Consider the following 24,824-nt stretch of genomic DNA (forward strand, 5'->3'; position numbering starts at 1 on the left):
GGGCAGACTGTCAGGCTGCCAGCGAGCTGTAGTCGGTGGTGCGTTGCCGGGCCGGACGACCGATCCCTTCGGCGATCGCGACCAGTTCGGCGACCGTCTTGGCCGAACCGTGCTCGGAGCCGGCCATCCGGGAGATGGTCTCCTCCATCAGGGTGCCGCCCAGGTCGTTCGCGCCGCCGTTGAGCATCACCTGGGTGTGCTGTACACCCAGTTTGACCCAGCTGGTCTGGATGTGGGAGATCCTGCTGTGCAACATGATCCGGGCCAACGCGTGGACGGCCCGATTGTCGCGATGGCTGGGTCCGGGCCGGGCGCCGCCGGCCAGATACAGCGGGGAGCTCTGATGCACGAACGGCAGCGGCACGAATTCGGTGAAGCCGCCGGTGCGTTCCTGGATGCCGCGCAGCACGTTGAGGTGCCCGACCCAGTGGTGCGGGCTGTCGACGTGGCCGTACATCATCGTCGAGCTGGAGCGCAGCCCGACCTCGTGGGCGGTGCTGACCACCTCGACCCACATCGACGTCGGCAGTTTGCCCTTGGTCAGCACCCAGCGGACCTCGTCGTCGAGGATCTCCGCGGCGGTTCCCGGGATGCTGTCCAGCCCGGCTTCGCGCAGGCTGATCAGCCACTCCCGGATGCTCAACCCGCTCTTGTTCACCCCGTTGGTGATCTCCATCGGGGAGAAGGCGTGCACGTGCATCGAGGGCACCCGGGCCTTGACCGCGCGGACCAGGTCGGCGTAGCCCGTCACCGGCAGTTCAGGGTCGATACCGCCCTGCATGCAGACCTCGGTGGCGCCGGCGACGTGGGCCTCCCATGCCCGGTCGCCGACCTCGGCCGCGGACAGCGAAAACGCATCCGCGTCGCCCTTGCGTTGGGCGAACGCGCAGAACCGGCAGCCGACGTAGCAGATGTTGGTGAAGTTGATGTTCCGGTTGATCACGTAGGTGACGTCGTCGCCCACCACGTCGCGACGCAACGAATCCGCCAGCGCGGCAACCGCATCCAACGCCGGACCGTCGGCGGTCGCCATCGCCAGGTATTCCGCGTCGGTGCAGCCGGCCGGATCGCGTTCGGCGGAGCGCAGCGCGGCCAACACATCGGTATCGACGCGTTCGGGTGCCCGGGCCGCCAGTTCGTGTACCCGGTCTCGGATCGACTCCCAGTCGCCGAAAGCGGAGTTCAGGTCGCTGCGGGTCTCGCTGGCCCGGCCGTCGGTGTCGATCGCGACGTTGAGGTCCACCCGGCCGGCGGACTGCGCCTCGTCGGGCTCCTGCCACACCATCCCGACCGGTGTGACGTCCAGGGCCCAGCCGGTGGCCGGGTCGGCCAGCGCGGCGACGTGACCGGCCACCCGCGGGTCGATCCACGCCGCGCCGGCCTGCACATAGGCGGGCTGGGCGGTCAGCCGCTGCACCAGGTCATAGCCGGCTTCGGCGGTGACGGCGCTCAGTTCATCCAGGGCGGGCCAGGGCCGTTCCGGGTTGACATGGTCGGGTGTCAGCGGCGACACCCCACCCCAGTCGTCGACCCCGGCGCCGATCAGCGCCAGGCATTCAGAGCGCGACACCAGGTTGGGCGGCGCCTGGACCCGCATCGACGGCCCCAGCACCAGTCGCGCCACCGCGATGGTGGCCAGGAAGTCCTGGAAATCCGCATCCGGCTCCGCGGCCATCGCGGTGTGTTCCTTGGCCCGGAAGTTCTGCACGATCACTTCCTGGATGTGCCCGAACTCCTTGTGCACCTTGCGGATCGCATGCAGGGTGTCGGCTCGCTCTTCCAGTGTCTCGCCGATACCGACCAGCAGCCCGGTGGTGAACGGGATGGAGAGCCTGCCGGCATCGGTCAGGGTGCGCAACCGGACCTCGGGGTCTTTGTCCGGGCTGCCGTAGTGCGCCAGGCCCTTGGTCTCGAACAGCCGCCGTGAGGTGGACTCCAGCATCATGCCCATCGACGGCGCCACCGGCTTGAGCCGGGAGAGCTCCGACCAGCTCATCACCCCCGGGTTCAGGTGCGGCAGCAGACCGGTTTCCTCGAGCACCCGGATGGCCATCGCCCGTACATACGACAGCGTGGAGTCGTAGCCGCGCTCGTCGAGCCACTGGCGCGCGTCCGGCCAGCGTTCTTCGGGCCGGTCACCGAGGGTGAACAACGCTTCCTTGCAGCCCAGCTCCCCGCCCCGGCGGGCGATGTCCAGGATCTCGTCGGGTTCCAGATACAGGCCGCGCCCCTCGGCACGCAGCTTGCCCGGCACGGTCACGAACGTGCAGTAGTGGCAGGTGTCGCGGCACAGATGGGTGATCGGAATGAAGACCTTGCGTGAATAGCTGACCGGCAGCCGGCCGGTGGGACCGCGGCGGCCCGCCGATTCCAATCCGGCGTCGCGCACCCGGGCGGCGCTGGCGCACAGTTCGGCCAGGTCGTCGCCGCGCGCGGTCAGCGCGACCGCGGCCTCGTCGACGTTGAGTACCACCCCGTCGCGGGCCCGGCGCAGCACACGGCGCAGCGCGGATGCGTTGGGTTTCGACGGCACGACCGGGGTGGGCAGGGCGGTGCCGCGGTCCGGGGTCAAAGCCACGTCCGCATAACTCGCATCCGGTGCGGTTTCATTCCGCGCATCTCACATGCGACCTTGTGCGCCTGGCATTCGATCACAGTAGCGCCAGCCGTCAGCTGCGGTATTTGCGCCACCACAGCACCGCGGTCGGCGGCACCGCGCCGGCCACGATCATCAACAGCACCCCGTAGGCCATCACCCCGCGTCCAGCGAAGATGAAGTCGTCGCCGGGACCGCTGAAGGACATCAATGCCACCGTCAGCAACCAGGTCCACAACGGCAGTGCGGCGAGCCGCAGCGACGGGGTCCAGTGCAGCCCGGCCCAGACCAGCGCCGCGTTGACCAGGCCACCCACCAGTGCGCTGATCGGAAACGGGAACGGGCCGAGGTAGCTGGGGAGGAGCAGGGCTGCGGTGACCGCGCACAGTACGCCGTCGATTGCCAGCAATGCCAGGACGACGATGCGGATTGCCCGACCCGGTGCGCCGTCGGCTTCGGCCGATCCGACGCGGGGTTCGGTGACCGTCAAGTCGGGATGCTGTCCAGTTCCGCCACGAGCGACCCGATCACCCACTGGTAGCTGTCCATCCACCACTGCCAGTGCTCCAGGTTGGGGTCGAGGTCGGGGTCCATTCCAATGCCTTCCGTGGGTGGTCTGCGGAGCCTACCGCGTGGCGCCGCGGTCGGGAGCCACTCCGCGCGGTTCGTCGCCCCGGGCTACCCGTCTCGGGCGATGTCCAGCCCGGCAAGCAGATCGGTCTCCCAGCCACGCTGATCGCGCTGCCCGGCCGCTCCGGCAACCAGGACGTAGTGCTCGGAGGCCACGATAGGCAGCACCAGGTTGTTGGACAACGCGAAGGCCCGCCCAGTGGGACCCACGCTGACCTGGGTGGCGTGGGCTCTCATTGCGGCCACCTTGGCGGGCAGCGCCTCGGCGTCTTCCACGACCGCGTCGATCCGCTCGTCGGGGTAGCCGAAGTCCACTTCGAGGTCGGGGTCGTGCAGCCAGCCGGGCAGCAGGTCGGCCGGCTGCAGGGTGCGCAGTGCGGATTCGGCCGCGCTCCGCGACAGGACCGTCCAATAGAACTTGGGTACCGTCCAGGGCCGGCCCGAGTAGCTGTCGCTGCCGGCGGCGGCGACCGCGGCGGTGGTCACCTGATGGGCGCGGATGTGGTCGGGATGGCCGTATCCCCCGTTGGGGTCGTAGGTGACGACGACGTGGGGGCGCAGCCTACGGATGATCGCCACCAGGGCGCCGACGGCCTCGTCCTCGGCCGCATCGATGAACCGGCGGTTCCCCCGCGCCGGGGTGTCCGCCATTCCGGAGTCACGCCAGCGACCCGCTCCGCCCAGGAAGATCGGCGCGTCGATGCCCAACGCGTGCAGGGCTGCACTCAGTTCGCCGATCCGGTAGCCGCCGAGCTGATCGGCGGCATCGACGGCCAGGCCCGCCCACCGGTCGCCGATGACCTCACCCTCCTCGCCGAGCGTGCAGGTCACCACCTGCACCTGTGCACCACGGCCGGCATAGTGCGCGATGGTGGCGCCGGTGGTCAGCGTCTCGTCGTCGGGGTGGGCATGTACGAACAGCAGCCGCGGAACCGGGTCGGATGACATCAGCAACACGCTACTCGTCCCGCCCAGGGGGTCCATTTAGTAGACGTTTACGTTCGTAATTTGGTCTCGCAGTTCCGCATTCGCGTCGTGTCGTTCACCTCTTCGCCACCGCAGCGACGATGGGCGGCTACTCTCGATACATGCCCGCGCAGGCCAAGAACACCCTCAAACCCGTGCAGCGTCGCCGGCGAGGCGAGAACCTTGAACGCGCTCTGTTCGAGGCGACGCTGACGGAGTTGTCCGCGGTGGGATACGGCGCACTAACTATGGAGGGCATCGCCGCGCGGGCACACACCGGCAAAGCCGCGCTGTACCGCCGTTGGTCGAGCAAGCACGACCTGGTCCAGGACGTGCTGCGGTATGCGATGCCGCCGCTGCCGGAACCACGCGCCGACCGCTCAACGCGCGAAAACCTGTTGGCGCAGTTCATCGCTCACCGCGATGTGCTGGCCGGCAAGACGGCCTTCCCCGGCCTGGTGATCATGGGCGAACTGTTTCACGAGCCGGAGTTGCGGACCATCTTCGCCGACGCGGTGGTGTGGCCCAGGCTACGGATCGTCGAATCGATATTGCAGGCCGGCGTGCAGCGTGGCGAGATCGACGCGGACAAGATCACCCCGCTGACGGCGCGGATCGGGCCCGCGCTGATCAATCAGTATCTGCAGCTGACCGGGAACCCGCCGACGCGGCAGGTCCTGGTGGACATCGTCAACACGGTGCTGCCCGCCCGCTGACCGTGCAGACGCAATGAGCCGGATGCGGTTCTCGCACCCGGCTCATCGCGGTCGATCTGGAAGCGGCTGATCAGTCCGCTTTGCCCAGCAACACTGCTAGAACGCGAACTGGAACATGCCGAGCATGTCGTTGAACGCGGCCGACCACAGGTCGTTCTGCAGGGTCAGGAGGGCCGAACTGAAGTCGCTGAAGCTCGCCTGGGTGGTGTCTTCCGCCAGGGCCGTTACGGCCGTACCAAGCGAGGAGCTGGGATCGATGCCGGACCCGAGAAGGTTGTTCACCAGGGAGTCCGCGATCTGCTCCTCGTAGCCGCCGACACCCAGCGTTTGGTTGACTCCCAGCAGGTGATCCCACTGGACTTGCTGCCAGGCCTGGTTCACCAGCATCGCCTCGGCGCCGCGGGTGAACGCGCCGTTCCAGATGTTCGTCGACTCCGGGTCCGACTCCGGGTCGACGAACAGCCAGTTGTTGACGTTGTCACCGGCACCCAAGCCACCGTCATCGACCGGTCGCTGCACCCAGTAGTAGATGCTCTCCTGCAGACCGAGGACGTTCTGGTTGAACAGGCTCTCATTCTGCGCCACCTGCGCATCGATCAAAATGTTGTGGGCGTCGTCGGCGGCGTTCACCAGCGCGACGTCACGCTGCGCCAGCGTCACATCGCCCTGCGGAAGGGCCCCGACGGCAGCGAATGCCACGGTTGCGGCTCCGGCCGTGACCACCGCGAGCCCGGCAGCAATCCCTCGACGTTGGTTCTGTGATCGACTCATGGCTGGATCTCCCCTTCGATAGTCAGCAATGTTGTCGTAGCTGTGACGGTGATGAACGGCGGTCCCCCGGCGACCCCCGAGCGGGTCGGCCCCGCTGCGGATGTTCTCGCTGGTCAGATCGATGACGTGGCCGGAACTCCACGCCCCCTTCCCGACAACCTCGAAACAGCTTGCTTAAGCCTAGATAAGAGATAGCTCCGCCACAAGAGAAATACTCATATTTTTCCAATCAGGCATGGACTTTTTGCGCGACGCCCCGCCCGGGCGCGGCGATGCCCAGTTCAGCAGGGCTTTCTGCGTCGTATCGACCGTGTTCACCACGGCAGTTCGGCTGGGCACCCGCCAATCGCCACGCGCGGATAGCTTGACAATTTGCCGACAAGCATCCTTATCTATTCCGAACAGGCAACCATCGCATCAGCAGTCGTTGCTGACGGATATTTTCCCAGCAGCTGAGTGCATGCTGAGAAGTCGGTTTCACCCGCTCCCATGCTGCGATGGCCGGCAACGCGTCGTCGATGTGGGTCAGCTGCGTTGCGGCCGGGGCGCCGCGGCCACCCGCAGATCAGGGCGTCTTCGCCCACTCCGCCGCGTCACCGACGATGCCGACCGGCACCGCGCCGGACAGACTGACGTTGGCCACGCTGGGTCCGGCGGCCACGATCGTGGTGTCCTGCAGGATGGGCAGCACGGTTGCCATGTTCCACAGCCGTGGCTCGACCGCGGTGATCACCTCGTCGATCTTCTTGCTGCCGTCCAGCGCCGCCGCGATGTTCGACTGGATGCTGCGATCGCAGATACCGGTGATATTGGATGGCGCCTGAACCAGTTCTCCGGCAGCCGATTTCGACGGTGGGTGGGTCGGCGAGGGCGGCGGCGGCACTGGTGCCGGCGCCGACGTGCTGCTGGTCGATTCGTTCTCCGGCATCGGCACCGCGGTGGCCTCCAGCGCGTCGCAGCCATAGCGCGAGGCGAGCAGCGTCGCCAGATCGCCGCCGGCCTGGCGCCAGTTGACGATGGCGTCGACCTGATTGTTGGTCAGCGCCTCGCGGTAGAGCACCACCGGATCAAGCGCCAGCACCGTGGCCGCGATGCCGACGTTGCGCAACTGGTCGGCGGCGGTGTTGGCAACGGCGATGGCGGTGGGGTCGTTGGACGCCACCCCGATCACGAAGGTCAGCGCCTCCCCGTCGCGGCTGATCCGGCCACGGGTGACCTCCGGCGGGTGCGGTTCGACCGACGGGTCCGGCGCGCCCGCCGGCGGTGTCACCGACGCCGGCGGCGCGTCCTTCTCGATCACGTACCCGGCCCCCTCCAGCAGCGCCAGCGCCGCCACGGTGGTCATCGCCGGTGGCGAGGTGGGCACGTAGCCGGGGTCACTGGGCGAACGGACCTGCGCCTGGTCGAGGGTGACGGTGTTGTCGCTGCCGGCGCCGACAGCGGCCAGCAGGTCGACGTCGAGCAACCCGAGGATCGCTCTGCGCACCTGGGCATCGGCCAGTTTGGGCTGGTTGGCGCGCAGCGCCAGCTCCAGCACCCGCGGTGCGACGATCCGGGCGGTGCGCACCTCGGGGATGGCCGACAACTGCGCGAATGCCGCCGAGCCGCCGTGCACCTGCGCGACCTGGGTGTCGCCGTTGCGGATCGAGTCGGCCAGCGCGGCGGGCGCCCCGGCCCGGCGGAACAGGATCAGGTCGGGTTTGGCCGGCGGACCCCAGTACCGGTCGTTGCGGGCCAGCAGGATCGCGTCGCGCTGCGGGTCGATGTTCTCCACCCGGAACTGCCCGCCGGTGACCGGAAGTGCGCGCGCCAGCCCGGCCGGAAACGCGCCGGGCATGTCCTTGACGATGTGCGCGGGCAGCAGATTGGTGAACAGCTCCCGCCAGGCCGGGTAGGACTGGGCGAACGTGACGATTGCCGTCTTGCCGCCCTCCAGCGACTGCACCCCGGTGATCAGGTCGTAGCCGGCCGGGTCCACCACGCCGGGCTGGCTGACCATCTGCTGCCACAGGTACCAGAAGTCGTCCGCGGCGATCGGGGCGTTGTCCGTCCACGACGCCTCCGGCCGGATCTTGTAGGTCACCGTGAACGGGTGCTGTGCGGTCACCTCAGCCGACTTCAGCAGCGTCGGATCCATCTCCCAGCGCGAGCCCGTCGCGCTGGCCGGGTCGGGAATCGGACGAAACGAGGAGGGCAGTACCAGCGCGCTGATTGCGGCGTTGACCGCCGACAGGTCCGACACCAGGTGCGGGTTGAACCCCGGACCGATCCAGTCGATACCCACGATGATCTGGGAGGCCCGCCGCGGCGGCGGAACGGTGCTCTTGGAAGTCTCGGTGCTCTGCGGTGCCGGCGGCGGACTGACCGTGCAGCCGGCCAGCATCAACGACGCCAACACCGCGCACGTCAGACGGGCACGAGGGGCGACTGTCGGCACGCCCCTCAGGGTATCGGCCGCCCATCGCGTCGCCGAGCGTGAACCTGTTGCGAAGAATCGCCGCAAATCTCGCAGCATGTTCGCGCGCAGGCGGCGCACCCCTAGGCCTGGGCCTGGGCTTTGGCGCGAGACCGGGCCCGCGCCCGCAGGGTGGCGTCGAGTTCCACCTTGCGTACCCGCACCACCTCCGGCGTCACCTCCACGCACTCGTCCTCGGCACAGAACTCCATCGCCTGCTCCAGGCCGAGCTCCAGCGGCCGGGCCAGCGTCTCCATCACGTCGGCTGTCGAAGATCGCATGTTCGTCAGCTTCTTCTCGCGCGTCACATTGACGTCGAGATCCTCGGCGCGGGGATTGATCCCGACCACCTGGCCCTCGTAGGTGTCCTCACCGGGTTCGACGAAGAACTGGCCGCGGTCGGCCAGCTGGATCATCGCGAACGGGGTGATCGACCCGCTGCGGTCCGACACCAGCGAACCGGTGTGCCGTGCCTTGATTTCGCCCGCCCACGGCCGGTAGCCGTCGAAAACCGCGTTGGCGATACCGGTGCCGCGGGTCAGCGTCAGGAAATCGGTGCGGAAACCGATCAGACCGCGGCTCGGCACGATGAAGTCCATCCGCACCCAGCCGGCGGCGTGGTTGGTCATCTCCTCCATGCGTCCCTTGCGGGCGGCCATCAGCTGGGTGATCGCGCCGACGAACTCCTCGGGGCAGTCGATGGTCATCGCCTCGAACGGCTCGTGCAGCTTGCCGTCGATGGTCTGTGTGACGACCTGCGGCTTGCCGACCGTCAGCTCGAAGCCCTCGCGACGCATCTGTTCGACCAGCACCGCCAGCGCCAGCTCGCCGCGGCCCTGGACCTCCCAGGCGTCGGGGCGGCCGATGTCGACGACCTTGATGGACACGTTGCCGACGAGTTCGGAGTCCAACCGCGACTTCACCATCCGCGCGGTGAGCTTATGTCCGGACACCTTGCCGGCGAGCGGAGAGGTGTTGGTACCGATGGTCACCGAGATGGCGGGCTCGTCGACGGTGATGCGCGGCAGCGCGTGGGCGTGGTCCGGATCGGCCAACGTGTCGCCGATCATGATCTCGGGGATACCGGCGACCGCCACGATGTCGCCCGCGGTGGCCTCCTCGGTGGGGGTCCGCTCGACGCCCTCGGTGACCAGCAGTTCGGTGATCTTCGCGTTGGTGATGACCGGATGGCCGTCCACCTCGCGCATCCAGGCCACCTGCTGGCCCTTGCGGATGCGGCCCTTGTAGATCCGGATCAGCGCCAGTCGGCCGAGGAACGACGACGCGTCGAGGTTGGTCACCAGGGCCTGCAACGGGGCCTCGGGATCCCCCTGGGGCGGCGGGATGTGCTCGAGCAGGACGTCGAACAGCGCATCCAGGTTGTCCCCGTCGGGGTTCTCGCCGTTGGCCGGTTCGGTGGTGCTGGCGATCCCGGCACGGCCGGAGGCGTACAGCGTCGGCAGATCGAGCGCCTTCTCGGCCGCCGCCTGTGCCTCGCCGTCGAGATCGGAGGCGACGTCGAGCAGCAGGTCGTGGCTCTCCTCGACGACCTCGGCGATGCGCGCGTCGGGCCGGTCGGTCTTGTTGACCACCAGGATCACCGGCAGGTGCGCGGCCAGCGCCTTGCGCAGCACGAACCGGGTCTGCGGCAGCGGGCCCTCCGACGCGTCGACCAGCAGCAGCACCCCGTCGACCATGGACAGGCCACGCTCCACCTCGCCACCGAAATCGGCGTGCCCGGGCGTGTCGATCACGTTGATGCAGGTCACTGTGCCGTCGCCGTGGTGGCGGTGCACCGCGGTGTTCTTGGCCAGGATCGTGATGCCCTTTTCGCGCTCCAGATCCCCGGAGTCCATGATGCGTTCTTTGGCGTCGTCACCGCGCACGTGCAGCGCGCCGGATTGCCGCAGCATGGCATCGACCAAGGTGGTTTTGCCGTGGTCGACGTGGGCGACGATGGCGACATTGCGGAAGTTCACCTGGTGATTCTCGCAGCGCAGGCCGCCGATCGCGAAAACGCGGGCCGCCACGGTGGCGGGCGTCACAGCGGGCGGCGCCCGCAGCGCTCAGCCGGCCGGTGGTGGCTCCCCCGGCGGTGGCGGGTCCCCGGCGGGCGGATCGGGCGGAATCGCCCCGTCGCAGCCGCCGGGTGGCGGGGGCGCCGGGAATATGTGGTTGCCGCTGTCACCGACGCAGTCGTAGTTCCAGGTCGGCCCGATCCAGCCGTTGCCGCCCCTCCACTGGTGCCAGTACGACCCGTCCGGGTACTCCTCGCCATCGCACACCCGCAGCCGGCCGAAGCCCCATTGCCCGCCGGGACAGTGGTTCCTCGTCATATCCGGATCGTGCGGGTCCAGGTCGATCGGGTTGGCGTGGGCGAGCGGCGCCAACGACACAAACACGGCGACACAGCCGGCCGCCACGCCGAAGGGGGTGAACCTCATGACTGGCTACCGTCCGCCGGCGCGTCTATCAGTGGATACTTCGTCATAGCTACCGTAGTACTCCGCAATAGTTGCGGACTGCTATAGTAGGCCGCTGCTAGAGTTCTGGAGCTTGGCTGTGAACCTGTGAACACCGAGATCGACGACGAGTCGTTGGACGCGATCACCGACGCGCTGCTGACCGCGTCGCGTCTGTTGATGGCCATCTCGGCTGACTCCATCGCCCGAGTGGACGAGACGATCACGATTCCGCAGTTCCGGACGCTGCTGATCTTGTCCAAGCACGACGCGCTCAACCTGGGCACGCTGGCGGGTCTGCTGCATGTGCAACCGTCGACCACCGGCCGGATGATCGACCGGCTCGTCAGCACCGGGCTGATCAACCGGACGCCGCACCCCACCTCACGGCGCGAGACGCTGGCCGCGCTCACCCCGCATGGACATGACGTGGTCCAACGGGTCATCACGCACCGGCGCGGCGAGATCGCCCGCATCGTGGAACAGATGCCGCCGCCGGAACGCCGCGGGTTGGTCCGCGCCCTGACCGCGTTCACCACCGCCCACGGCGAGCCGGGCTATCTCGACATCGACTCCTGAGCCCGGCCGCGGGCCTCGGTCGTCACCAACCGCGACGCGGCGGCGCCGACCCGGCCCAGGTGTTGGCCGGCGTCACCGTGCGGCTCCGGTAGACGATGTAGGGCCGGAACAGGTAGCCGATCGGTGCGCTGAACGCGTGCACCAACCGGGTGAACGGCCACAGTGCGAACAGCAGTAGCGCGATGGTCACGTGCACCTGGAAATAGAACGGCGCCTGCATCATCAGGTCGCCGCGCGGGTCCAGGATCCAGATCGAGCGGAACCACACCGAGACGCTTTGCCGGTAGTCGTGCACCTCGCCGTAATGCGTGGCGCCCATCAGTGTGCAGGCCATGCCGGCCAGCAGCGCACAGACCAAGACGGCGTACATCAGTTTGTCGTTCTTGTTGGTCGCCTTGAACACCGCGGCCTGGGTGCGGCGGCGATAGATCAGCAGCCCGATCCCGATCAGTGTCGCGATCCCGGCCGGCAATCCGAGCACCAACGCCTGGATGTGGTAGAAGTGATCGCTCATGCCCAGCGCTTCGGTCAGATCCTCCGGGACCATCAGGCCGACGACGTGGCCCACGATCACCACCAGGCTGCCGAAGTGGAACATCGGGCTGCCGATCTGCAGCAGCTTGGATTCATACAGCTGCGACGAGCGGGTGGTCCAGCCGAACTTGTCGTAACGGTAACGCCACCAGCTGCCCACCAGGGCGATGGCCAGCACCACGTACGGTGCGTCGTCCCAGTAGATCTCGTGGAGATTCAGCTCGACCAACTCATCCTCCATCGCTTGGCCGCGGCGGCACCGTCAGTGTGTAAGGCTCCAGTCCGACTGCTTCGGCGGGTGGACCGGATTCGGCCAGCCGGCGCGCCCGGCGCACCTGCTGGTCGGTGACCGGCGGCAGCGTCTCGGCCACCGCGGCGATCACGTCGGCATACGGGGAACCCGCCTCGGCGAGCGCGCCGAACACCACATCGATGGGCACCCGGTTGTCGATCAGCAGCTGCCGGCCGCCTTCCGGGTCGACGGTGGCGGCGAACTCCAGCACCACCGGCAGGTGGTCGGGCCCCTCGGACTTGGGCGGCTCCACGCCGGCCGCCCGGTAGGCACCGGCGAACACCAGCATGGCGCGGCCCCGGTTTCGGGTGTCGCCCGCCGTCCAATACGTCAGGTACATCGTGCAGCGCCGTCGCATGTCGAACGTTTCGACATATTCGGTGGCGGCGGTCATCGCGTCGGTGGCCCGTAGCGAGGCCAAGGCACGCGCCAACAATTCAGCCGGCGCACCATCGATGTTGGCCAGCAGGCGCTCGACGGTGTCGAATCGGTCGGCACGCTGTTCGTCGGGGTAGGCCAACAACAGCGAGGCGGCCTGCCACACCAGCCGGTCGCGCAACGCATTTCCACGGGCCCGCGCCCCTGAGCGGTTCAGCAGTTTCATGGCTTGTGTCCGGGGAACATTCCCGGCGGCGCCTCACCGCCATCCCACTCGAGCAGGTTCACCCGCTGGGCGCCGCCGCCGCCCGCGCTGGTCTGCCGGTCCTTGATGATGTGGAATGTCTCGGCGGCCACCGGCACCGGTGCACCACTGCCCTCACCGAACGGACCTGTTTCATACATGCCCGGTCCGCCGTCGGTGTCCAGGGAGCAGCCGAGATGCTCAAGCTCATGGGCCTGGTCACGGTAGGCGGTCGGAATGACATACCGGTCTTCGTATTTCGCGATCGCCAGCAGCCGGTACATCTCGTAGATGTCTTCTTCGCTCATGCCGACCGATTCGGCGATGTGCGGTTGAGTCTCACGTCCGAGGTTGATGTCGCGCATGTAGGACCGCATCGCCGCCAGCCGGCGCAGTACGCCTTCCACGGGGACGGTGTCGCCGGCGGTGAACAGCTCGGCCAGGTACTGCATCGGGATACGCAGCGCGTCCAGCGCGCCGAACAGGTTGCCGAGGTCTTCACCGTCGTGCCCGTCGCGGCTGACCGCGTCGACCACCGGGGACAACGGCGGGATGTACCAAACCATCGGCATGGTGCGGTATTCCGGGTGCAGCGGCAGCGCCACCTTGTAACGGTTGATCAGTGCGTAGATGGGCGAGCGTTGCGCCGCCTCGATCCACTCCTCGGAGATACCCTCAGCCCGGGCACCGGCAATCACCTTGGGGTCGTTGGGATCCAGGAACACTCCGCACTGCGCCTCATACAGGTCGGTGTCGTTCTCGACCGACGCGGCCTCCAGCACCTTGTCCACGTCGTAGAGGATGAGCCCGATGTAGCGCAGCCGGCCCACGCAGGTCTCCGAGCAGATCGTCGGCAGACCGACCTCGATGCGCGGATAGCAGAACGTACACTTCTCGGCCTTGCCGGTTCGGTGGTTGAAATACACCTTCTTGTACGGGCATCCCGACACACACATCCGCCAGCCGCGACACTTGTCCTGGTCGACCAGCACAATGCCGTCCTCGGTGCGCTTGTACATCGCGCCCGACGGGCACGACGCCACACACGACGGGTTGAGGCAGTGCTCGCAGATCCGCGGCAGGTAGAACATGAAGGTCTCTTCGAGCTTGTCCTTGACCTCGTCAGACACCTTCTTCAGGATCGGGTCGTTGGCCAACGTCGCCGCCGATCCGGCCAGGTTGTCGTCCCAGTTGGGGCCCCACTCGATCTTCATCGGCTCGCCGGTGATCTGGCTGCGGGGGGCGGCCACCGGGAAGGTGTCCGACAGCGGCGCGGACGTCAGGTTCTCGTAGTCGTAGGTCCACGGCTCGTAGTAGTCGCGGATGCCCGGCAGTTTCGGGTTGGCGAAGATGCGCAGCAGCTTGGAGAATCGGCCGCCGTCGCGCAGCTTCAACCGCCCGCCGCGGTCGCGCACCCATCCCCCGTTCCAGCGCTCCTGATCCTCGTAGGTACGCGGATAGCCTTGGCCGGGGCGGGTTTCGACGTTGTTGAACCAGACGTACTCGGTACCGGCCCGGTTGGTCCAGGCCTGCTTGCAGGTGACCGAGCAGGTGTGACACCCGATGCACTTGTCGAGGTTCATCACCATCGCGATCTGCGCCATGACCCGCATCAGTACTGAACCTCCTGGCTGCGGCGGCGTACCACGGTCACCTCGTCGCGCTGGTTGCCGGTGGGGCCCATGTAGTTGAACGCGAACGAGTGCTGTCCGTAGCCGCCGGCGAGATGACTGGGCTTGATGCGCACCCGGGTCAGGGCGTTGTGGTTGCCGCCGCGCTTGCCGGTGGTCTCCGAGCGTGGGGTGTCGACGGTGCGTTCCTGCACGTGGTAGACGAACACCACCCCGTCGGGCATCCGGTGGCTGACGATCGCGCGGCACACGAAGACACCGTTGTTGTTGACCGCTTCCACCCAATCGTTGTCGCGGACTTGGATTTTCTCCGCATCGCCCGGACTCATCCACATCGTGGGGCCGCCGCGCGACAGCGACAGCATGTAGAGGTTGTCCTGGTAGGTGGAGTGGAACGACCACTTCGAGTGCGGGGTCAGATACCGCACGGTGAGTCCGATCCCGTCGGCGGTCTCACCCAGCGGGGGCTCGCCGTACAACCTGGTCATGTCCAGCGGCGGCCGGAAGACCGGCAGGTGCTCGCCGAGTTCCTCGACCCAGTCGTGCGCCAGGTAGAAGTGCATGCGCCCGGTCAGGGTGTGGAACGGCTTGAGGTTCTCGATGTTGACGGTGAACGGCGCATACCGACGCCCGCCGGTCTCGCTGCCCGACCATTCCGGGCTGGTGATCACCGGGACGGGTCGCGCCTGGGTGTCGGCGTAGGTGATGCGCTTCTCTTCGCTGCCCTCGGCCAGGTGCGCCAGCCGTTGGCCGGTGCGCTTCTCCAACTCCCGCCAGCCCTCGACGGCCAGCCGGCCGTTGGTGGTGGCGGACAGGGCCAGCACCACATCGCACATCCGCTGCGCTGTGGTGATCGCCGGACGGCCCTGCCCCGCACCGGAATTCATCACACCGAACCTGGCGGCCAGTTCCTTGACCTCCTGGTGCGGTTGCACGGTGTAGCCCTTGACCGTCATACCGAACTTGTCCACCAGCGGGCCCAGGGTACGCCACTTGTCGTAGACGGCGGTGTAGTCGCGTTCCACCACGGCCAGCTTGGCCATCGTCTTACCGGGCACCGGGGTCGCACCGGTCGTCAGCCAATCCCGTTCGGTCCCGTCCGGATACGTCATGGCGTCCGGGGTGTCGTGGGCCAGCGCGGTCATCACCACGTCGGTGCGGGTGCCCAGGTGGACCTTGGCCAGTTCGGAGAAGGCACGGGCGATCGCACCGAAAGCGTCGTAGTCGCTGCGGGTTTCCCAGGGCGGGTCGGTCGCCGCGGAGAACGAGTGCACATACGGGTGCATGTCGGTGCTGGAGAGGTCGACCTTCTCGTACCAGGTCGCAGCCGGCAGAACCAGATCGGACACCAGGGTGGTCGAGGTCATCCGGAAGTCGATCGACATCATCAGATCGAGCTTGCCCTCTGGGATTTCGCCCTCGCAGACGACATCGGTCGGCTGCACGCCCCCGGTCGGCGGCTCGCCCAGCACGTTGGAGTCGGTGCCCAGCAGGTGCTTGAGGAAGTACTCACCGCCCTTGCCCGACGAGCCGATCAGGTTGGCCCGCCACACGGTGAGCAGGCGCGGCCAGTTCCCGGGCGCGTCCGGATCGGTCACGGCCAGCTTGAGTTTGCGCTCCCCGAGTTGTTCGGCGACGTACTCGGCGGGGTCACGGCCGGCGGCCTTCGCCTCGTCGGCCACATCGAGGGTGGACTTGTCGAACTGCGGGTAGAACGGGCTCCAGCCCATCGCCGTGGCCGACGCCAGCAGATCCATAGTGTGCTTGCCGTCGAACAGGCCGCGACCCAACGGGGTGGTCAGCTTGTCCGCGCCGAAGCCGTCGTAGCGCCACTGGTTGGTGTGGACGTACCAGTAGGAGGCACCGGGCACCTGGCGCGGCGGCCGCACCCAGTCGGTGGCCATCGCCATGGCCTGCCAACCGGTGAGCGGGCGCACCTTCTCCTGGCCGACGTAGTGGGCCCAGCCGCCGCCGTTGCGGCCCATCGACCCGGTCAGCATCAGCAGCGCCAGCACCGCGCGGTAGATCGTGTCGCCGTGGAACCACTGGCAGATGCCGCTGCCCATGATGATCATCGACCGGCCGCCGGATTCCTCGGCGCTGCGGGCGAATTCCTTGGCGATGCGGATCACCTGGCCGGCCGACACCCCGGTGATCGGTTCCTGCCAGGCCGGCGTGTTGGGCTGGGTCGGGTCGTCGTATCCGGTCGGCCACACGCCGGGCAGTCCCGGGCGCGCCACACCGTAACCGGCCAGCATCAGGTCGAAGACGGTACAGACCAGGTGCTCTCCGACGCGGCGCACCGGAACACCGCGCGCGATGGTGTCTCCCGCGCCGGTGATGGTGTCGAAGTTGGGCAGGTCGACCAGCACGGCGTCGGTGTCCTCGCCCAGCACCGACAGTGCCGGGGTCAGCTGCTCCAGGTCCAGGTTCCACTTGCCGACGCCGTCCTCGCCGAAGCGGAATCCCAACGAGCCGTGCGGAACGACGACGGAGTCGGTGGTCTCGTCGAGAAGCGCGGGTTTGAGCGCGGCATTCTCGACGTTCTGGCCGAGGTCCGCCGCGGTGAGGTTCTTACCCGGGATCAGGCGGTCGCCGCGGCGTTCCAGCTTGATCAGGAACGGCAGGTCGGTGTATTGCCGCACATAGTCTGCGAAGAACGGGACCTGCTGTTGCACATAGCATTCCGACAGGATCACATGCCCCATCGCCATGGCCAGCGCGCCATCGGTGCCGGCCGCACACGGAATCCATTCGTCGGCGAACTTCGTGTTGTCGGCATAGTCGGGGCTCACGCTGACGACCTTGGTACCGCGGTAGCGGACCTCGGCCATCCAGTGCGCGTCGGGGGTCCGGGTGATCGGGACGTTGGAGCCCCACATCATCAGGTACGCGGCGTCCCACCAGTCGCCGGATTCGGGCACGTCGGTCTGGTCACCGAATACCTGCGGCGAGGCGACCGGCAGGTCGGCGTACCAGTCGTAGAACGACGTCATCGGCGCGCCGATCAGTTCGAAGAACCGCGATCCGGCCGCGTAGGAGACCATCGACATGGCCGGGATCGGCGAGAAGCCGGCGATGCGGTCCGGGCCGTATTCCTTGATCGTGTGCACATGCGCGGCGGCGATCATCTCGGTGGCCTCGGCCCAGGTCACCCGGACCAGGCCGCCCTTGCCGCGCGCCCGCTGGTATCGGCGGCGCCGCTCCGGGTCGGCCTGGATGTCGGCCCACGCCAGCACCGGGTCACCGAGTCGGGCCTTGGCTTCACGGAACATCTCCACCAACACACCGCGGGCATACGGGTAGCGCACCCGGGTCGGCGAGTAGGAGTACCAGGAGAACGACGCGCCACGGGGGCAGCCGCGCGGCTCATATTCCGGCCGGTCCGGGCCCACCGTCGGATAGTCGGTTTGCTGGGTTTCCCAGGTGATGATGCCGTCTTTGACGTAGATCTTCCACGAGCACGACCCGGTGCAGTTCACCCCGTGGGTGGAGCGCACGACCTTGTCGTGGCTCCACCGGTCGCGGTAGAAGACGTCGGCGTCGCGGCCGCCGCGCCGCGTCACGGTGCGCAGGTCCTTCGAGATGTCGCCCGGGGTGAAGAACCGGCCGCTGCGTTCCAGCAGCTCTTCCAGCGCGCCACCGACATGGGGGGTAACCGTCATGCCAGCACCTCCTTACACACCGCGGAACGATCGGACGCAGGACCGGAGCGGCGCGGCCACGTCGCCGCACGCCCGAATTCCGTCAGCACGACGCTGACTGTTCTACTGGCCGACGACGGGCTGTGCACGGTCCAGCAATGGGTTCAGCATAGAGTCCGCTTGTTTCATGCACGGTCTCGGAAAGCCCCATCTTCGCCGCCGGTACGTCACCGGTGGAATACCGGATCGTTAGCGTGCGATCCTCCTCTGCGAGACGTTAATGCCCTGCTCAGCGGCATACTTTCAACACCTGGCAAAGCAGCAGGGTAACCAACAGAGCGCTAACTACAGGTTACGACCAAGTTGCGAAGAGTTCACGAAAGCAATCTGTACAGGTGCTGTGACTGTGCTACCAGAGCGCTGTACAGGACCGCTTCGGAGTCGTCTCAGAGCGCCTGCAGGATGTCGGAGACCCGGTCCTTGGCGTCACCGAACAGCATTGCGGAGTTCGACCGGAAGAACAGGGGGTTCTGCACACCCGCGTAGCCCGAGGCCATGGACCGCTTGAACACGATGACGTTGTCGGCGTCCCACACCGTGAGCACCGGCATGCCGGCGATCGGGCTGGACGGGTCCTCGGCCGCGGCCGGGTTGACGGTGTCGTTGGCGCCGATGACCAGGACGACGGCGGTGTCCTTGAAGTCGTCGTTGATCTCGTCCATTTCCAAAACGATGTCGTAGGGCACCTTGGCCTCGGCGAGCAGCACGTTCATGTGCCCGGGCAGCCGGCCCGCGACGGGGTGGATACCGAAGCGGACGGTGGCGCCGCGCTCACGCAGCTTGCGGGTGAGTTCGGCGACGCCGTACTGCGCCTGGGCCACCGCCATCCCGTAGCCGGGCGTGATGATCACCGTGTCGGCCGACCCGAGCATCTCGGCGACACCCTCGGCGGTGATCTCGCGGTGCTCGCCGTAGTCCTTGTCGTCGGCCGGGCCGGCCTCGATACCGAAGCCGCCGGCGATCACGGAGATGAAGGACCGGTTCATCGCCTTGCACATGATGTAGGACAGGTAGGCACCCGAGGAGCCGACCAGGGCACCGGTGATGATGAGCAGGTCATTGGACAGCAGGAAGCCCGATGCGGCGGCCGCCCAGCCCGAGTAGCTGTTGAGCATGGACACCACCACCGGCATGTCGCCGCCGCCGATCGAGGCGACCAGGTGCCAGCCCAGCAGCAGCGCGAGCGCGGTGACCAGCCCGAGCAGCCACAGCTGCGGGTCGATCACGAACCACACGGTCAGGGCGACGAACGCGACCAGCGCACCGACGTTGAGATAGTTCTTGCCCGGCAGCATCAGCGGCGCGGACTTCATCCGGGCCGACAGCTTGAGGTTGGCCACGATCGAACCGGTGAAGGTGACCGCGCCGATGAACACGCCGATGAACACCTCGGCCGAGTGAATCCCGGCCAGGCCCTCCGATCCCAGCCGCAGCGCCTCCTCGCCGCTGGGTTGCGCCTCGACGTGCAGGTAGCCGTTCCAGCCGACCAGCACCGCGGCCAGACCGACGAACGAGTGCAGCAGCGCGATCAGCTCAGGCATGCCGGTCATCTCGACCACCTTGGCCCGCCACAGCCCGATCGCCGCGCCGATCACGGTGACACCGATCAGCAGGCCCAGGCGCGCCGAGTCGATCCCGTTGTGCACCGCCAGGGCGATGGTGGCCGCCAGGGCGACCGCCATCCCGACGATGCCGAAGGTGTTGCCGGCCCGCGACGTCTCGTGCTTGGACAACCCGGCCAACGCCAGGATGAACAACAGGGCCGCGACGACGTAGGCCGCCGTGGGGGCGGTCTCGATAAAGGACATTGAGGTCTACTCCGACGTTGTTGTGCGCGGATATCAGCTGCGGGAGAACATGGCCAACATGCGGCGGGTGACCGCGAAACCACCGAAAATGTTGATGCTGGCCAGCAGGATCGCCGCCGCCGCCAACCCGGTGACCGCCTGGTCGCCGTGGCCGATCTGCAGCAGCGCACCGACCACGATGATCCCGGAGATCGCATTGGTCACCGACATCAGCGGGGTGTGCAGGGCGTGGTGCACATGCCCGATGACGTAGTAGCCGATCACAATCGCCAGCGCGAACACCGTCAGGTGCACCTGCAGGGCGGCCGGCGCGATCGCCACCAGCCCGAACAGCAGCGCCGCTGCGCTGAGCACCACACCCAGCCGGCGCCCGGCCGACATGGGTGCCTTGGCCGTCGAGGGCGCCACCGGCTGGACGGCCGCCGCGGCGGCCGGGGCGGCAGAGACCTGCACCGGCGGCGGCGGCCAGGTGGTCTCGCCGTCGCGGACCACGGTGATCGAGCGTTGCACCACGTCGTCGAAGTCCAACACGAGCTGCCCGTCTTTTTCGGGCGTCATCAGTTTGAGCAGGTTGACCAGGTTGGTGCCGTATAACTGCGAGGCCTGCGCGGGTAGCCGACCGGCCAGGTCGGTGTAGCCGATGATCGTCACACCGTTGTCGGTCAGCACCGCCTGGTCCTTGACGGTTCCCTCGACGTTGCCGCCGTTGGCGGCCGCCATGTCGACGATCACGCTCCCCGACTTCATCGACGCGACCATCTCGGCGGTGATGATGCGCGGAGCGGGACGGCCCGGGATCAGCGCGGTGGTGATGATGATGTCGACATCGGTGCACTGCTCGGCGTACAGCTGGGCCTCGCGGGCCTTGTAGTCGTCGCTCATCTCCTTGGCGTAGCCGGTCGCCGACACCTGCGCCTCGGGATCTTCGATCGACAGGTACTCCCCGCCAAGCGATTTGACCTGATCGGCCACTTCCGGCCGCGGATCGGTGGCGTGCACGATCGCACCCAGGCTGCCGGCGGCACCGATGGCCGCCAAGCCCGCGACACCGGCACCCACCACCAGCACCTTGGCCGGCGGCACCTTGCCGGCGGCGGTCACCTGTCCGGTGAAAAACCGGCCGAAGGCGTGGGCGGCCTCGACCACGGCCCGATACCCCGCGATATTGGCCATCGAGGACAACACGTCCAGCGACTGCGCCCGGGAGATCCGCGGCACCGCATCCATCGCCAGCGCGGTGATGGGACGCTTGCCCAGATCGGTCACCAGATCCGGGTCCAGCCCCGGTGACAGCAGGCTGATCAGCGTCGCACCCGGTTTGAGGCCGTCCAGTTGATCGGTCGACGGCGGGTTGACGCCCAGCACGATGTCGGCGGCACCGGCCTCGCCGATCGAGGCGCCCGCCTTGACGTAGGCATCGTCGGGGAACGACGACGCCACCCCGGCACCGGAGGCCACCACCACCTCGTAGCCCAGCTTGAGCAGTTGGGTGACCGTCGCCGGTGTCGCCGATACCCGGGTCTCACCCGGGCGCGCCTCGGCAAGCACTCCGACGATCATCGGCTACATCCCAGCGGTCGCGAACACATGCCAGTACCTTAGAGCAGCCCAAAGCCGGCCCGTCGGTACTGCCCGGTCAGCGGGATTGCAGCAGCTCGACGAGATCGGCCAGCCAGGCGCGGTCGGCGGGCACCCAGTCCAGACCGGGCAGCTCGGCCGCCGTCACCCAGCGCAGGGCGCCGTGATCATGCGGGCGGGGGTCACCGTCGACCAGCCGTACCCGGTAGGCCCGCAGCGTGGCGGTGTCGCCCAGCGCGACGTCGTCCCCCACCCGGTCGCCCACCTCGACGGCGACCCCGAGCTCTTCGGCCAGCTCCCGCGCCAGGGCGGCCGCCTCGGTCTCCCCCGCCGCGACCTTGCCGCCGGGCAGTTCCCAGCGGCCGGCCAGTTCCGGGGGACGCAGCCGCTGCGCCACCAGGAGTTCGGATCCGCGGACCACGGCGCCGGCGACGACAATCTGGTGGGACATGGCGTGTGACGCTATACCGTCCTACCGTCGGGGTATGGCTGTGTTAACAGACGAACAGGTGGATTCGGCTCTTCCCGGTCTGGACGGCTGGCAGCGCGTCGACGGTGCCCTGCGCCGGTCGGTGAAGTTTCCGGCGTTCCTCGCCGGCATCGACGCGGTGCGCCGGGTCGCCGAGCAGGCCGAGGCGGCCGATCACCATCCCGATATCGATATCCGGTGGCGGACGGTGACGTTTGCGTTGGTGACGCATTCCGAGGGCGGGATCACCGACAAAGACCTCGCCATGGCCCGCACCATCGACGGGGTTCTGGCGGGTTAGCCGTCGGCGGCTCGGGTTCGCCGGCCGGTGCAGGCCATCCAACCCAGCGTCGCCACCGTGGCCACCGGGTACACCAATCCGGCCCAGGCCAGATACCAGGGCCGGTCGGGCTGCCAGATGGACGGCTGCGCGAAGCTCAACAGCCACGGCACCCCGATCAGGATCAACACCAGCCATCCCCAGCCCAAAATGCGTGCCCCCAGCCGATCGCCGAACGGGCCGTGGATCAGCCAGATCATCAGCGGCAGCAGCCACACCCAGTGGTGCGTCCAGGAAATCGGGGACAGCAGCAGCCCGAACAATTCGACCACCAACAGCAACCCGAGGCGGTCTTGGTGCGTGCGGTCGGAGTCCAGCGCGCGCCAGGCCAGGATCGCCAGCAGCGCCGTGACGGCCAGGACCACCAGCACCGGCACGCCGTAGCCGGCGTCGTGCCCGACGATGCGGGAGATGCCCCCGCGCCAGGACTGGTTGAACGAGGTCGCCACCGGCCCGATGCGCTTGGGGTCGCCGATCAGCTCGGTGAAGTAGTAGCGGGTGTCGTCGCGGATGAGCAGGGCCGACAATCCGATCGTCGCCAGGAACGTCGCCGCCGCGGCCGCTGTCGCGGCCCACCGGCGGACACCCACGAAAAAGACCCCGGTGATCGCCGGGGTCAGCTTGATCCCGGCGGCCACCCCGATCAGAAGTCCCGACAACCACCATCGGGTGCTGTAGGCCGCCCACAGCGCGGCCAGCACCAGCACCACGTTGACCTGGCCGTAGTCGAAGGTGCTGCGCAACGGCTCGGTCCAGATCCCGACCGCCGTCCAGGCCATGGCGATGCGGTGACCGGCACCGGCGGGCACCCCCAGCAGCCGCTGGCTGATCCGGACCACACCGTAGAGCGCGGCCATCGCGCCGATGGTCCAGCCGAACGCCACCACACCCCAGGGCAGCAGGTGCAGCGGGTAGAAGACGATCGCCGCGAACGGCGGGTAGGTGAAGGGCAGCGGGAAGTCCGGGGTCTTGTCGGCGTAGACGTAGCTGTACAGGGTGCCCGGGTGATCCAGCGCGGCCGCACCGCCGATGTAGACGTGCAGGTCGACGAAGTTGGCGCCGTTGGGAACCAGATAGGTCCAGGCCAGCCGTGCGCCGACGCTGGCCACCAACAGCAGCGGAGCCAGCCGCACCGGCCACGAGGTCTGCTGGTCGGTGCGGCGGGCGGCGGGGGGCGCGTCTGTGTCTATCCGACAGACTTTAACGATCCCTCCGGGGCCGCCTCGTGCACCGTCGGCGCCAAGTATGCGGAACCGCATCGCTTCCGTAACGGATCCATAAATCACACACGTGTCACTTGAGCCACTCCAGTAACAAACTAGCTTCGGGTTGCAGACCTGCTTGTCGACGATTGGGAGAAATCATGTCGCGCACCCGCACGATGTTCGCCGCAACTGCTTTCGCGGTCGGCTCGTCAACGGCGCTGGTCTTCAGTGGCGTCTGTGCTGCCGACCCGGTCGCTCCCCCGCAGCCGATCCCCAGCGCGCAGCTGCCCGGACTACCGGCCATCGAACAGCTCAGCCCGGTCATCCAGCAGGCCGCGGCCGACCCGGCCGGCGCTTCGTCGCTGCTGATGGCGGCCGCTGCGGCCTTCGCCGGCAATTCGGCGGCACCGGCGGGCTCCAAGCAGGTCGCCGACTCGGTGAGCCAGTTCGTGGCTGCACCGGCCGCTGTCACGGTGCCGGGCCCGGACAGTCCTCCGGTCGCCCACGTCCCGGCGCCGGGGGCGGTCCCGGGTGTCCCCGCCCATCTGCCCGCCGGCATCGACCCGGCCCACGCGGCCGGACCGGGCCAGCAGGCGGTTCCGCAGGCTCAGCCGCACACGCCGGCGCCCGACGCCGCACCCGGACCCGCCCCGGCTCCGCCGGTCCCGGAGGTCGCCGCCCCGGTGGCTCCGCCGGTGGCTCCGCCCGCAGCGCCGCCGGCCGCCGCACCCGCTGCCGCGCCCGCCGCGTTCAGCCCGGACTCCCCGCCCACCCAGGACTTCATGTACCCGTCCATCGGCCAGAGTTGCCTGTCCGACGGCGGCAGCGTCATCGCCCCCGCGTTGTCGGTGGCGGGCCCGGCCAAGATTCCGGCCCCCGGGCCCGGAGCCGGCCAGACCGCCTACGTGTTCACCGCCGTGGGCACCCCCGGTCCCGCCGAGGTGCAGAAGCTGCCGCTGAACGTCACCTGGGTGAACCTGACCACCGGCAAGTCCGGGACCGCCACCCTGCAACCCCGCGCCGACATCAACCCCGACGGACCGACGACGCTGACCGCAATCGTCGACACCGGTTCGGGCAGCATCATGTCGACGATCTTCGGGCAGGTGAGCACCAAGGACAAGCAGTGCAACTTCATGCCCACCATCGGCTCGACGGTGGTTCCCTGACCTCCCTGCCCCCTCCCGCCGAGTGTCGGATTAAGGCACGCTGCTTCGCGAAAAGCGTGCCTTAACCCGACACTCGGCGCGCTTTGGCCGGGCGCGCTTTGGCCGGGCGTGCTTTGGCCGGGCGCGCTTTGGCCGGCTCAGTAGGCCATGAAAAGGATGGCGTCCCGGTCGTACTCCATGCCCGGGTGAACGTCGGCGAGATGCTTTTGGGTCAGCTCGACCAGGTTGTCCTCGTCGGTACCGACGATGGCCTCACCACACGGGCAGTTCAGGTGTGTCTTCACGGTGTCGCCTTTC

Annotated in this window: 20 protein-coding genes; 4 read left to right on the forward strand and 16 right to left on the reverse strand. The window is 68.0% G+C overall.

Annotation, left to right across the window (positions count from 1 at the left end; translation table 11 throughout):
- Positions 1–10: 10 nt before the first annotated feature.
- The 3 genes from AC5Y36_RS10735 to mshB form a co-directional block, all read right to left on the reverse strand.
- Entirely contained in the window at positions 11–2,578 is a 2,568-nt protein-coding gene (locus AC5Y36_RS10735) for a bifunctional FO biosynthesis protein CofGH (RefSeq protein ID WP_500040872.1), read from the reverse strand.
- Between the two features lie 91 nt (positions 2,579–2,669).
- Positions 2,670–3,086 carry a hypothetical protein gene (locus AC5Y36_RS10740; RefSeq protein ID WP_500040873.1) on the reverse strand — a complete coding sequence of 139 codons (417 nt, stop codon included), beginning with the start codon at positions 3,084–3,086 and terminating at the stop codon, positions 2,670–2,672.
- A 188-nt stretch (positions 3,087–3,274) separates the two neighbouring features.
- Positions 3,275–4,174, reverse strand: coding sequence for an N-acetyl-1-D-myo-inositol-2-amino-2-deoxy-alpha-D-glucopyranoside deacetylase (gene mshB, locus AC5Y36_RS10745; protein WP_500040874.1), 900 nt, complete (start codon positions 4,172–4,174; stop codon positions 3,275–3,277).
- A gap of 140 nt (positions 4,175–4,314) precedes the next feature.
- Between mshB and AC5Y36_RS10750 the strand changes: the two genes are divergently transcribed.
- On the forward strand, positions 4,315–4,908 hold the full coding sequence (locus tag AC5Y36_RS10750; RefSeq protein ID WP_500040875.1) for a TetR/AcrR family transcriptional regulator: 594 nt from the start codon (positions 4,315–4,317) through the stop codon (positions 4,906–4,908).
- Positions 4,909–5,004: 96 nt separating this feature from the next.
- Here AC5Y36_RS10750 and AC5Y36_RS10755 read toward each other — a convergent pair whose 3' ends face one another.
- The 4 genes from AC5Y36_RS10755 to AC5Y36_RS10770 all read right to left on the reverse strand — a co-directional run bounded on the left by AC5Y36_RS10755 (position 5,005) and on the right by AC5Y36_RS10770 (position 10,578).
- A complete protein-coding gene (locus AC5Y36_RS10755; RefSeq protein ID WP_500040876.1) occupies positions 5,005–5,679 on the reverse strand; it encodes a hypothetical protein in 675 nt (224 codons plus the stop codon).
- A 565-nt stretch (positions 5,680–6,244) separates the two neighbouring features.
- Positions 6,245–8,062 carry an ABC transporter family substrate-binding protein gene (locus AC5Y36_RS10760; RefSeq protein ID WP_500040965.1) on the reverse strand — a complete coding sequence of 606 codons (1,818 nt, stop codon included), beginning with the start codon at positions 8,060–8,062 and terminating at the stop codon, positions 6,245–6,247.
- A 155-nt stretch (positions 8,063–8,217) separates the two neighbouring features.
- Entirely contained in the window at positions 8,218–10,113 is a 1,896-nt protein-coding gene (gene typA / locus AC5Y36_RS10765) for a translational GTPase TypA (protein ID WP_500040966.1), read from the reverse strand.
- 87 nt (positions 10,114–10,200) lie between these two features.
- Positions 10,201–10,578: a hypothetical protein gene (locus AC5Y36_RS10770; protein ID WP_500040877.1), complete on the reverse strand. Its 378-nt coding sequence runs from the start codon at positions 10,576–10,578 to the stop codon at positions 10,201–10,203.
- Between the two features lie 126 nt (positions 10,579–10,704).
- On the opposite strand from AC5Y36_RS10770, the gene AC5Y36_RS10775 reads away from it, so the two are divergent.
- Positions 10,705–11,175 (forward strand): MarR family winged helix-turn-helix transcriptional regulator, encoded by a 471-nt coding sequence (locus tag AC5Y36_RS10775; protein WP_500040878.1) that lies wholly within the window; start codon positions 10,705–10,707, stop codon positions 11,173–11,175.
- 22 nt (positions 11,176–11,197) lie between these two features.
- Here the strand turns inward: AC5Y36_RS10775 and narI are convergent, their stop codons facing one another.
- From narI to AC5Y36_RS10810, 7 genes are all read right to left on the reverse strand, one after another.
- The gene (narI, locus tag AC5Y36_RS10780; RefSeq protein ID WP_500040879.1) at positions 11,198–11,938 is read right to left on the reverse strand and encodes a respiratory nitrate reductase subunit gamma; all 741 of its coding nucleotides are present in this window, start codon (positions 11,936–11,938) and stop codon (positions 11,198–11,200) included.
- 1 nt (position 11,939) lies between these two features.
- A complete protein-coding gene (gene narJ, locus AC5Y36_RS10785) occupies positions 11,940–12,605 on the reverse strand; it encodes a nitrate reductase molybdenum cofactor assembly chaperone (protein WP_500040880.1) in 666 nt (221 codons plus the stop codon).
- Complete coding sequence (narH, locus tag AC5Y36_RS10790) at positions 12,602–14,236, reverse strand: nitrate reductase subunit beta (protein ID WP_500040881.1); 1,635 nt, start codon at positions 14,234–14,236, stop codon at positions 12,602–12,604. The genes narJ and narH overlap by 4 nt, the downstream gene beginning before the upstream one ends.
- Positions 14,236–17,919: a nitrate reductase subunit alpha gene (locus AC5Y36_RS10795; protein ID WP_500040882.1), complete on the reverse strand. Its 3,684-nt coding sequence runs from the start codon at positions 17,917–17,919 to the stop codon at positions 14,236–14,238. The genes narH and AC5Y36_RS10795 overlap by 1 nt, the downstream gene beginning before the upstream one ends.
- 425 nt (positions 17,920–18,344) lie before the next feature.
- Positions 18,345–19,766 carry a Re/Si-specific NAD(P)(+) transhydrogenase subunit beta gene (gene pntB, locus AC5Y36_RS10800; RefSeq protein WP_500040883.1) on the reverse strand — a complete coding sequence of 474 codons (1,422 nt, stop codon included), beginning with the start codon at positions 19,764–19,766 and terminating at the stop codon, positions 18,345–18,347.
- A gap of 33 nt (positions 19,767–19,799) precedes the next feature.
- Entirely contained in the window at positions 19,800–21,326 is a 1,527-nt protein-coding gene (locus AC5Y36_RS10805; RefSeq protein WP_500040884.1) for a Re/Si-specific NAD(P)(+) transhydrogenase subunit alpha, read from the reverse strand.
- Positions 21,327–21,402: 76 nt separating this feature from the next.
- On the reverse strand, positions 21,403–21,795 hold the full coding sequence (locus tag AC5Y36_RS10810; protein WP_500040885.1) for an NUDIX domain-containing protein: 393 nt from the start codon (positions 21,793–21,795) through the stop codon (positions 21,403–21,405).
- Positions 21,796–21,829: 34 nt separating this feature from the next.
- On the opposite strand from AC5Y36_RS10810, the gene AC5Y36_RS10815 reads away from it, so the two are divergent.
- Positions 21,830–22,114, forward strand: coding sequence for a 4a-hydroxytetrahydrobiopterin dehydratase (locus tag AC5Y36_RS10815; RefSeq protein WP_500040886.1), 285 nt, complete (start codon positions 21,830–21,832; stop codon positions 22,112–22,114).
- Here the strand turns inward: AC5Y36_RS10815 and AC5Y36_RS10820 are convergent.
- On the reverse strand, positions 22,111–23,412 hold the full coding sequence (locus tag AC5Y36_RS10820; protein ID WP_500040887.1) for a mannosyltransferase: 1,302 nt from the start codon (positions 23,410–23,412) through the stop codon (positions 22,111–22,113). The two genes, AC5Y36_RS10815 and AC5Y36_RS10820, sit on opposite strands and share 4 nt — an antisense overlap.
- Positions 23,413–23,516: 104 nt before the next feature.
- On the opposite strand from AC5Y36_RS10820, the gene AC5Y36_RS10825 reads away from it, so the two are divergent.
- The gene (locus AC5Y36_RS10825) at positions 23,517–24,527 is read left to right on the forward strand and encodes an Rv1157c family protein (RefSeq protein ID WP_500040888.1); all 1,011 of its coding nucleotides are present in this window, start codon (positions 23,517–23,519) and stop codon (positions 24,525–24,527) included.
- 137 nt (positions 24,528–24,664) lie between these two features.
- Here the strand turns inward: AC5Y36_RS10825 and AC5Y36_RS10830 are convergent, their stop codons facing one another.
- On the reverse strand, positions 24,665–24,811 hold the full coding sequence (locus tag AC5Y36_RS10830) for a DUF1059 domain-containing protein (RefSeq protein WP_500040889.1): 147 nt from the start codon (positions 24,809–24,811) through the stop codon (positions 24,665–24,667).
- Positions 24,812–24,824 lie beyond the last annotated feature (13 nt).

It is taken from the genome of Mycobacterium sp. NGS50, from assembly GCF_059812545.1.

Coding starts and splice junctions, on each gene's coding strand:
- AC5Y36_RS10810 (WP_500040885.1), bottom strand. CDS start 21,795: ATGTCCCACCAGATTGTCGTCGCCGGCGCCGTGGTCCGCGGATCCGAA.
- AC5Y36_RS10815 (WP_500040886.1), top strand. CDS start 21,830: ATGGCTGTGTTAACAGACGAACAGGTGGATTCGGCTCTTCCCGGTCTG.
- mshB (WP_500040874.1), bottom strand. CDS start 4,174: ATGTCATCCGACCCGGTTCCGCGGCTGCTGTTCGTACATGCCCACCCC.
- AC5Y36_RS10755 (WP_500040876.1), bottom strand. CDS start 5,679: ATGAGTCGATCACAGAACCAACGTCGAGGGATTGCTGCCGGGCTCGCG.
- pntB (WP_500040883.1), bottom strand. CDS start 19,766: ATGTCCTTTATCGAGACCGCCCCCACGGCGGCCTACGTCGTCGCGGCC.
- AC5Y36_RS10795 (WP_500040882.1), bottom strand. CDS start 17,919: ATGACGGTTACCCCCCATGTCGGTGGCGCGCTGGAAGAGCTGCTGGAA.
- narH (WP_500040881.1), bottom strand. CDS start 14,236: ATGCGGGTCATGGCGCAGATCGCGATGGTGATGAACCTCGACAAGTGC.
- AC5Y36_RS10805 (WP_500040884.1), bottom strand. CDS start 21,326: ATGATCGTCGGAGTGCTTGCCGAGGCGCGCCCGGGTGAGACCCGGGTA.
- AC5Y36_RS10770 (WP_500040877.1), bottom strand. CDS start 10,578: ATGAGGTTCACCCCCTTCGGCGTGGCGGCCGGCTGTGTCGCCGTGTTT.
- AC5Y36_RS10760 (WP_500040965.1), bottom strand. CDS start 8,062: ATGCTGGCCGGCTGCACGGTCAGTCCGCCGCCGGCACCGCAGAGCACC.
- narJ (WP_500040880.1), bottom strand. CDS start 12,605: ATGAAACTGCTGAACCGCTCAGGGGCGCGGGCCCGTGGAAATGCGTTG.
- AC5Y36_RS10820 (WP_500040887.1), bottom strand. CDS start 23,412: ATGCGGTTCCGCATACTTGGCGCCGACGGTGCACGAGGCGGCCCCGGA.
- AC5Y36_RS10750 (WP_500040875.1), top strand. CDS start 4,315: ATGCCCGCGCAGGCCAAGAACACCCTCAAACCCGTGCAGCGTCGCCGG.
- AC5Y36_RS10825 (WP_500040888.1), top strand. CDS start 23,517: ATGTCGCGCACCCGCACGATGTTCGCCGCAACTGCTTTCGCGGTCGGC.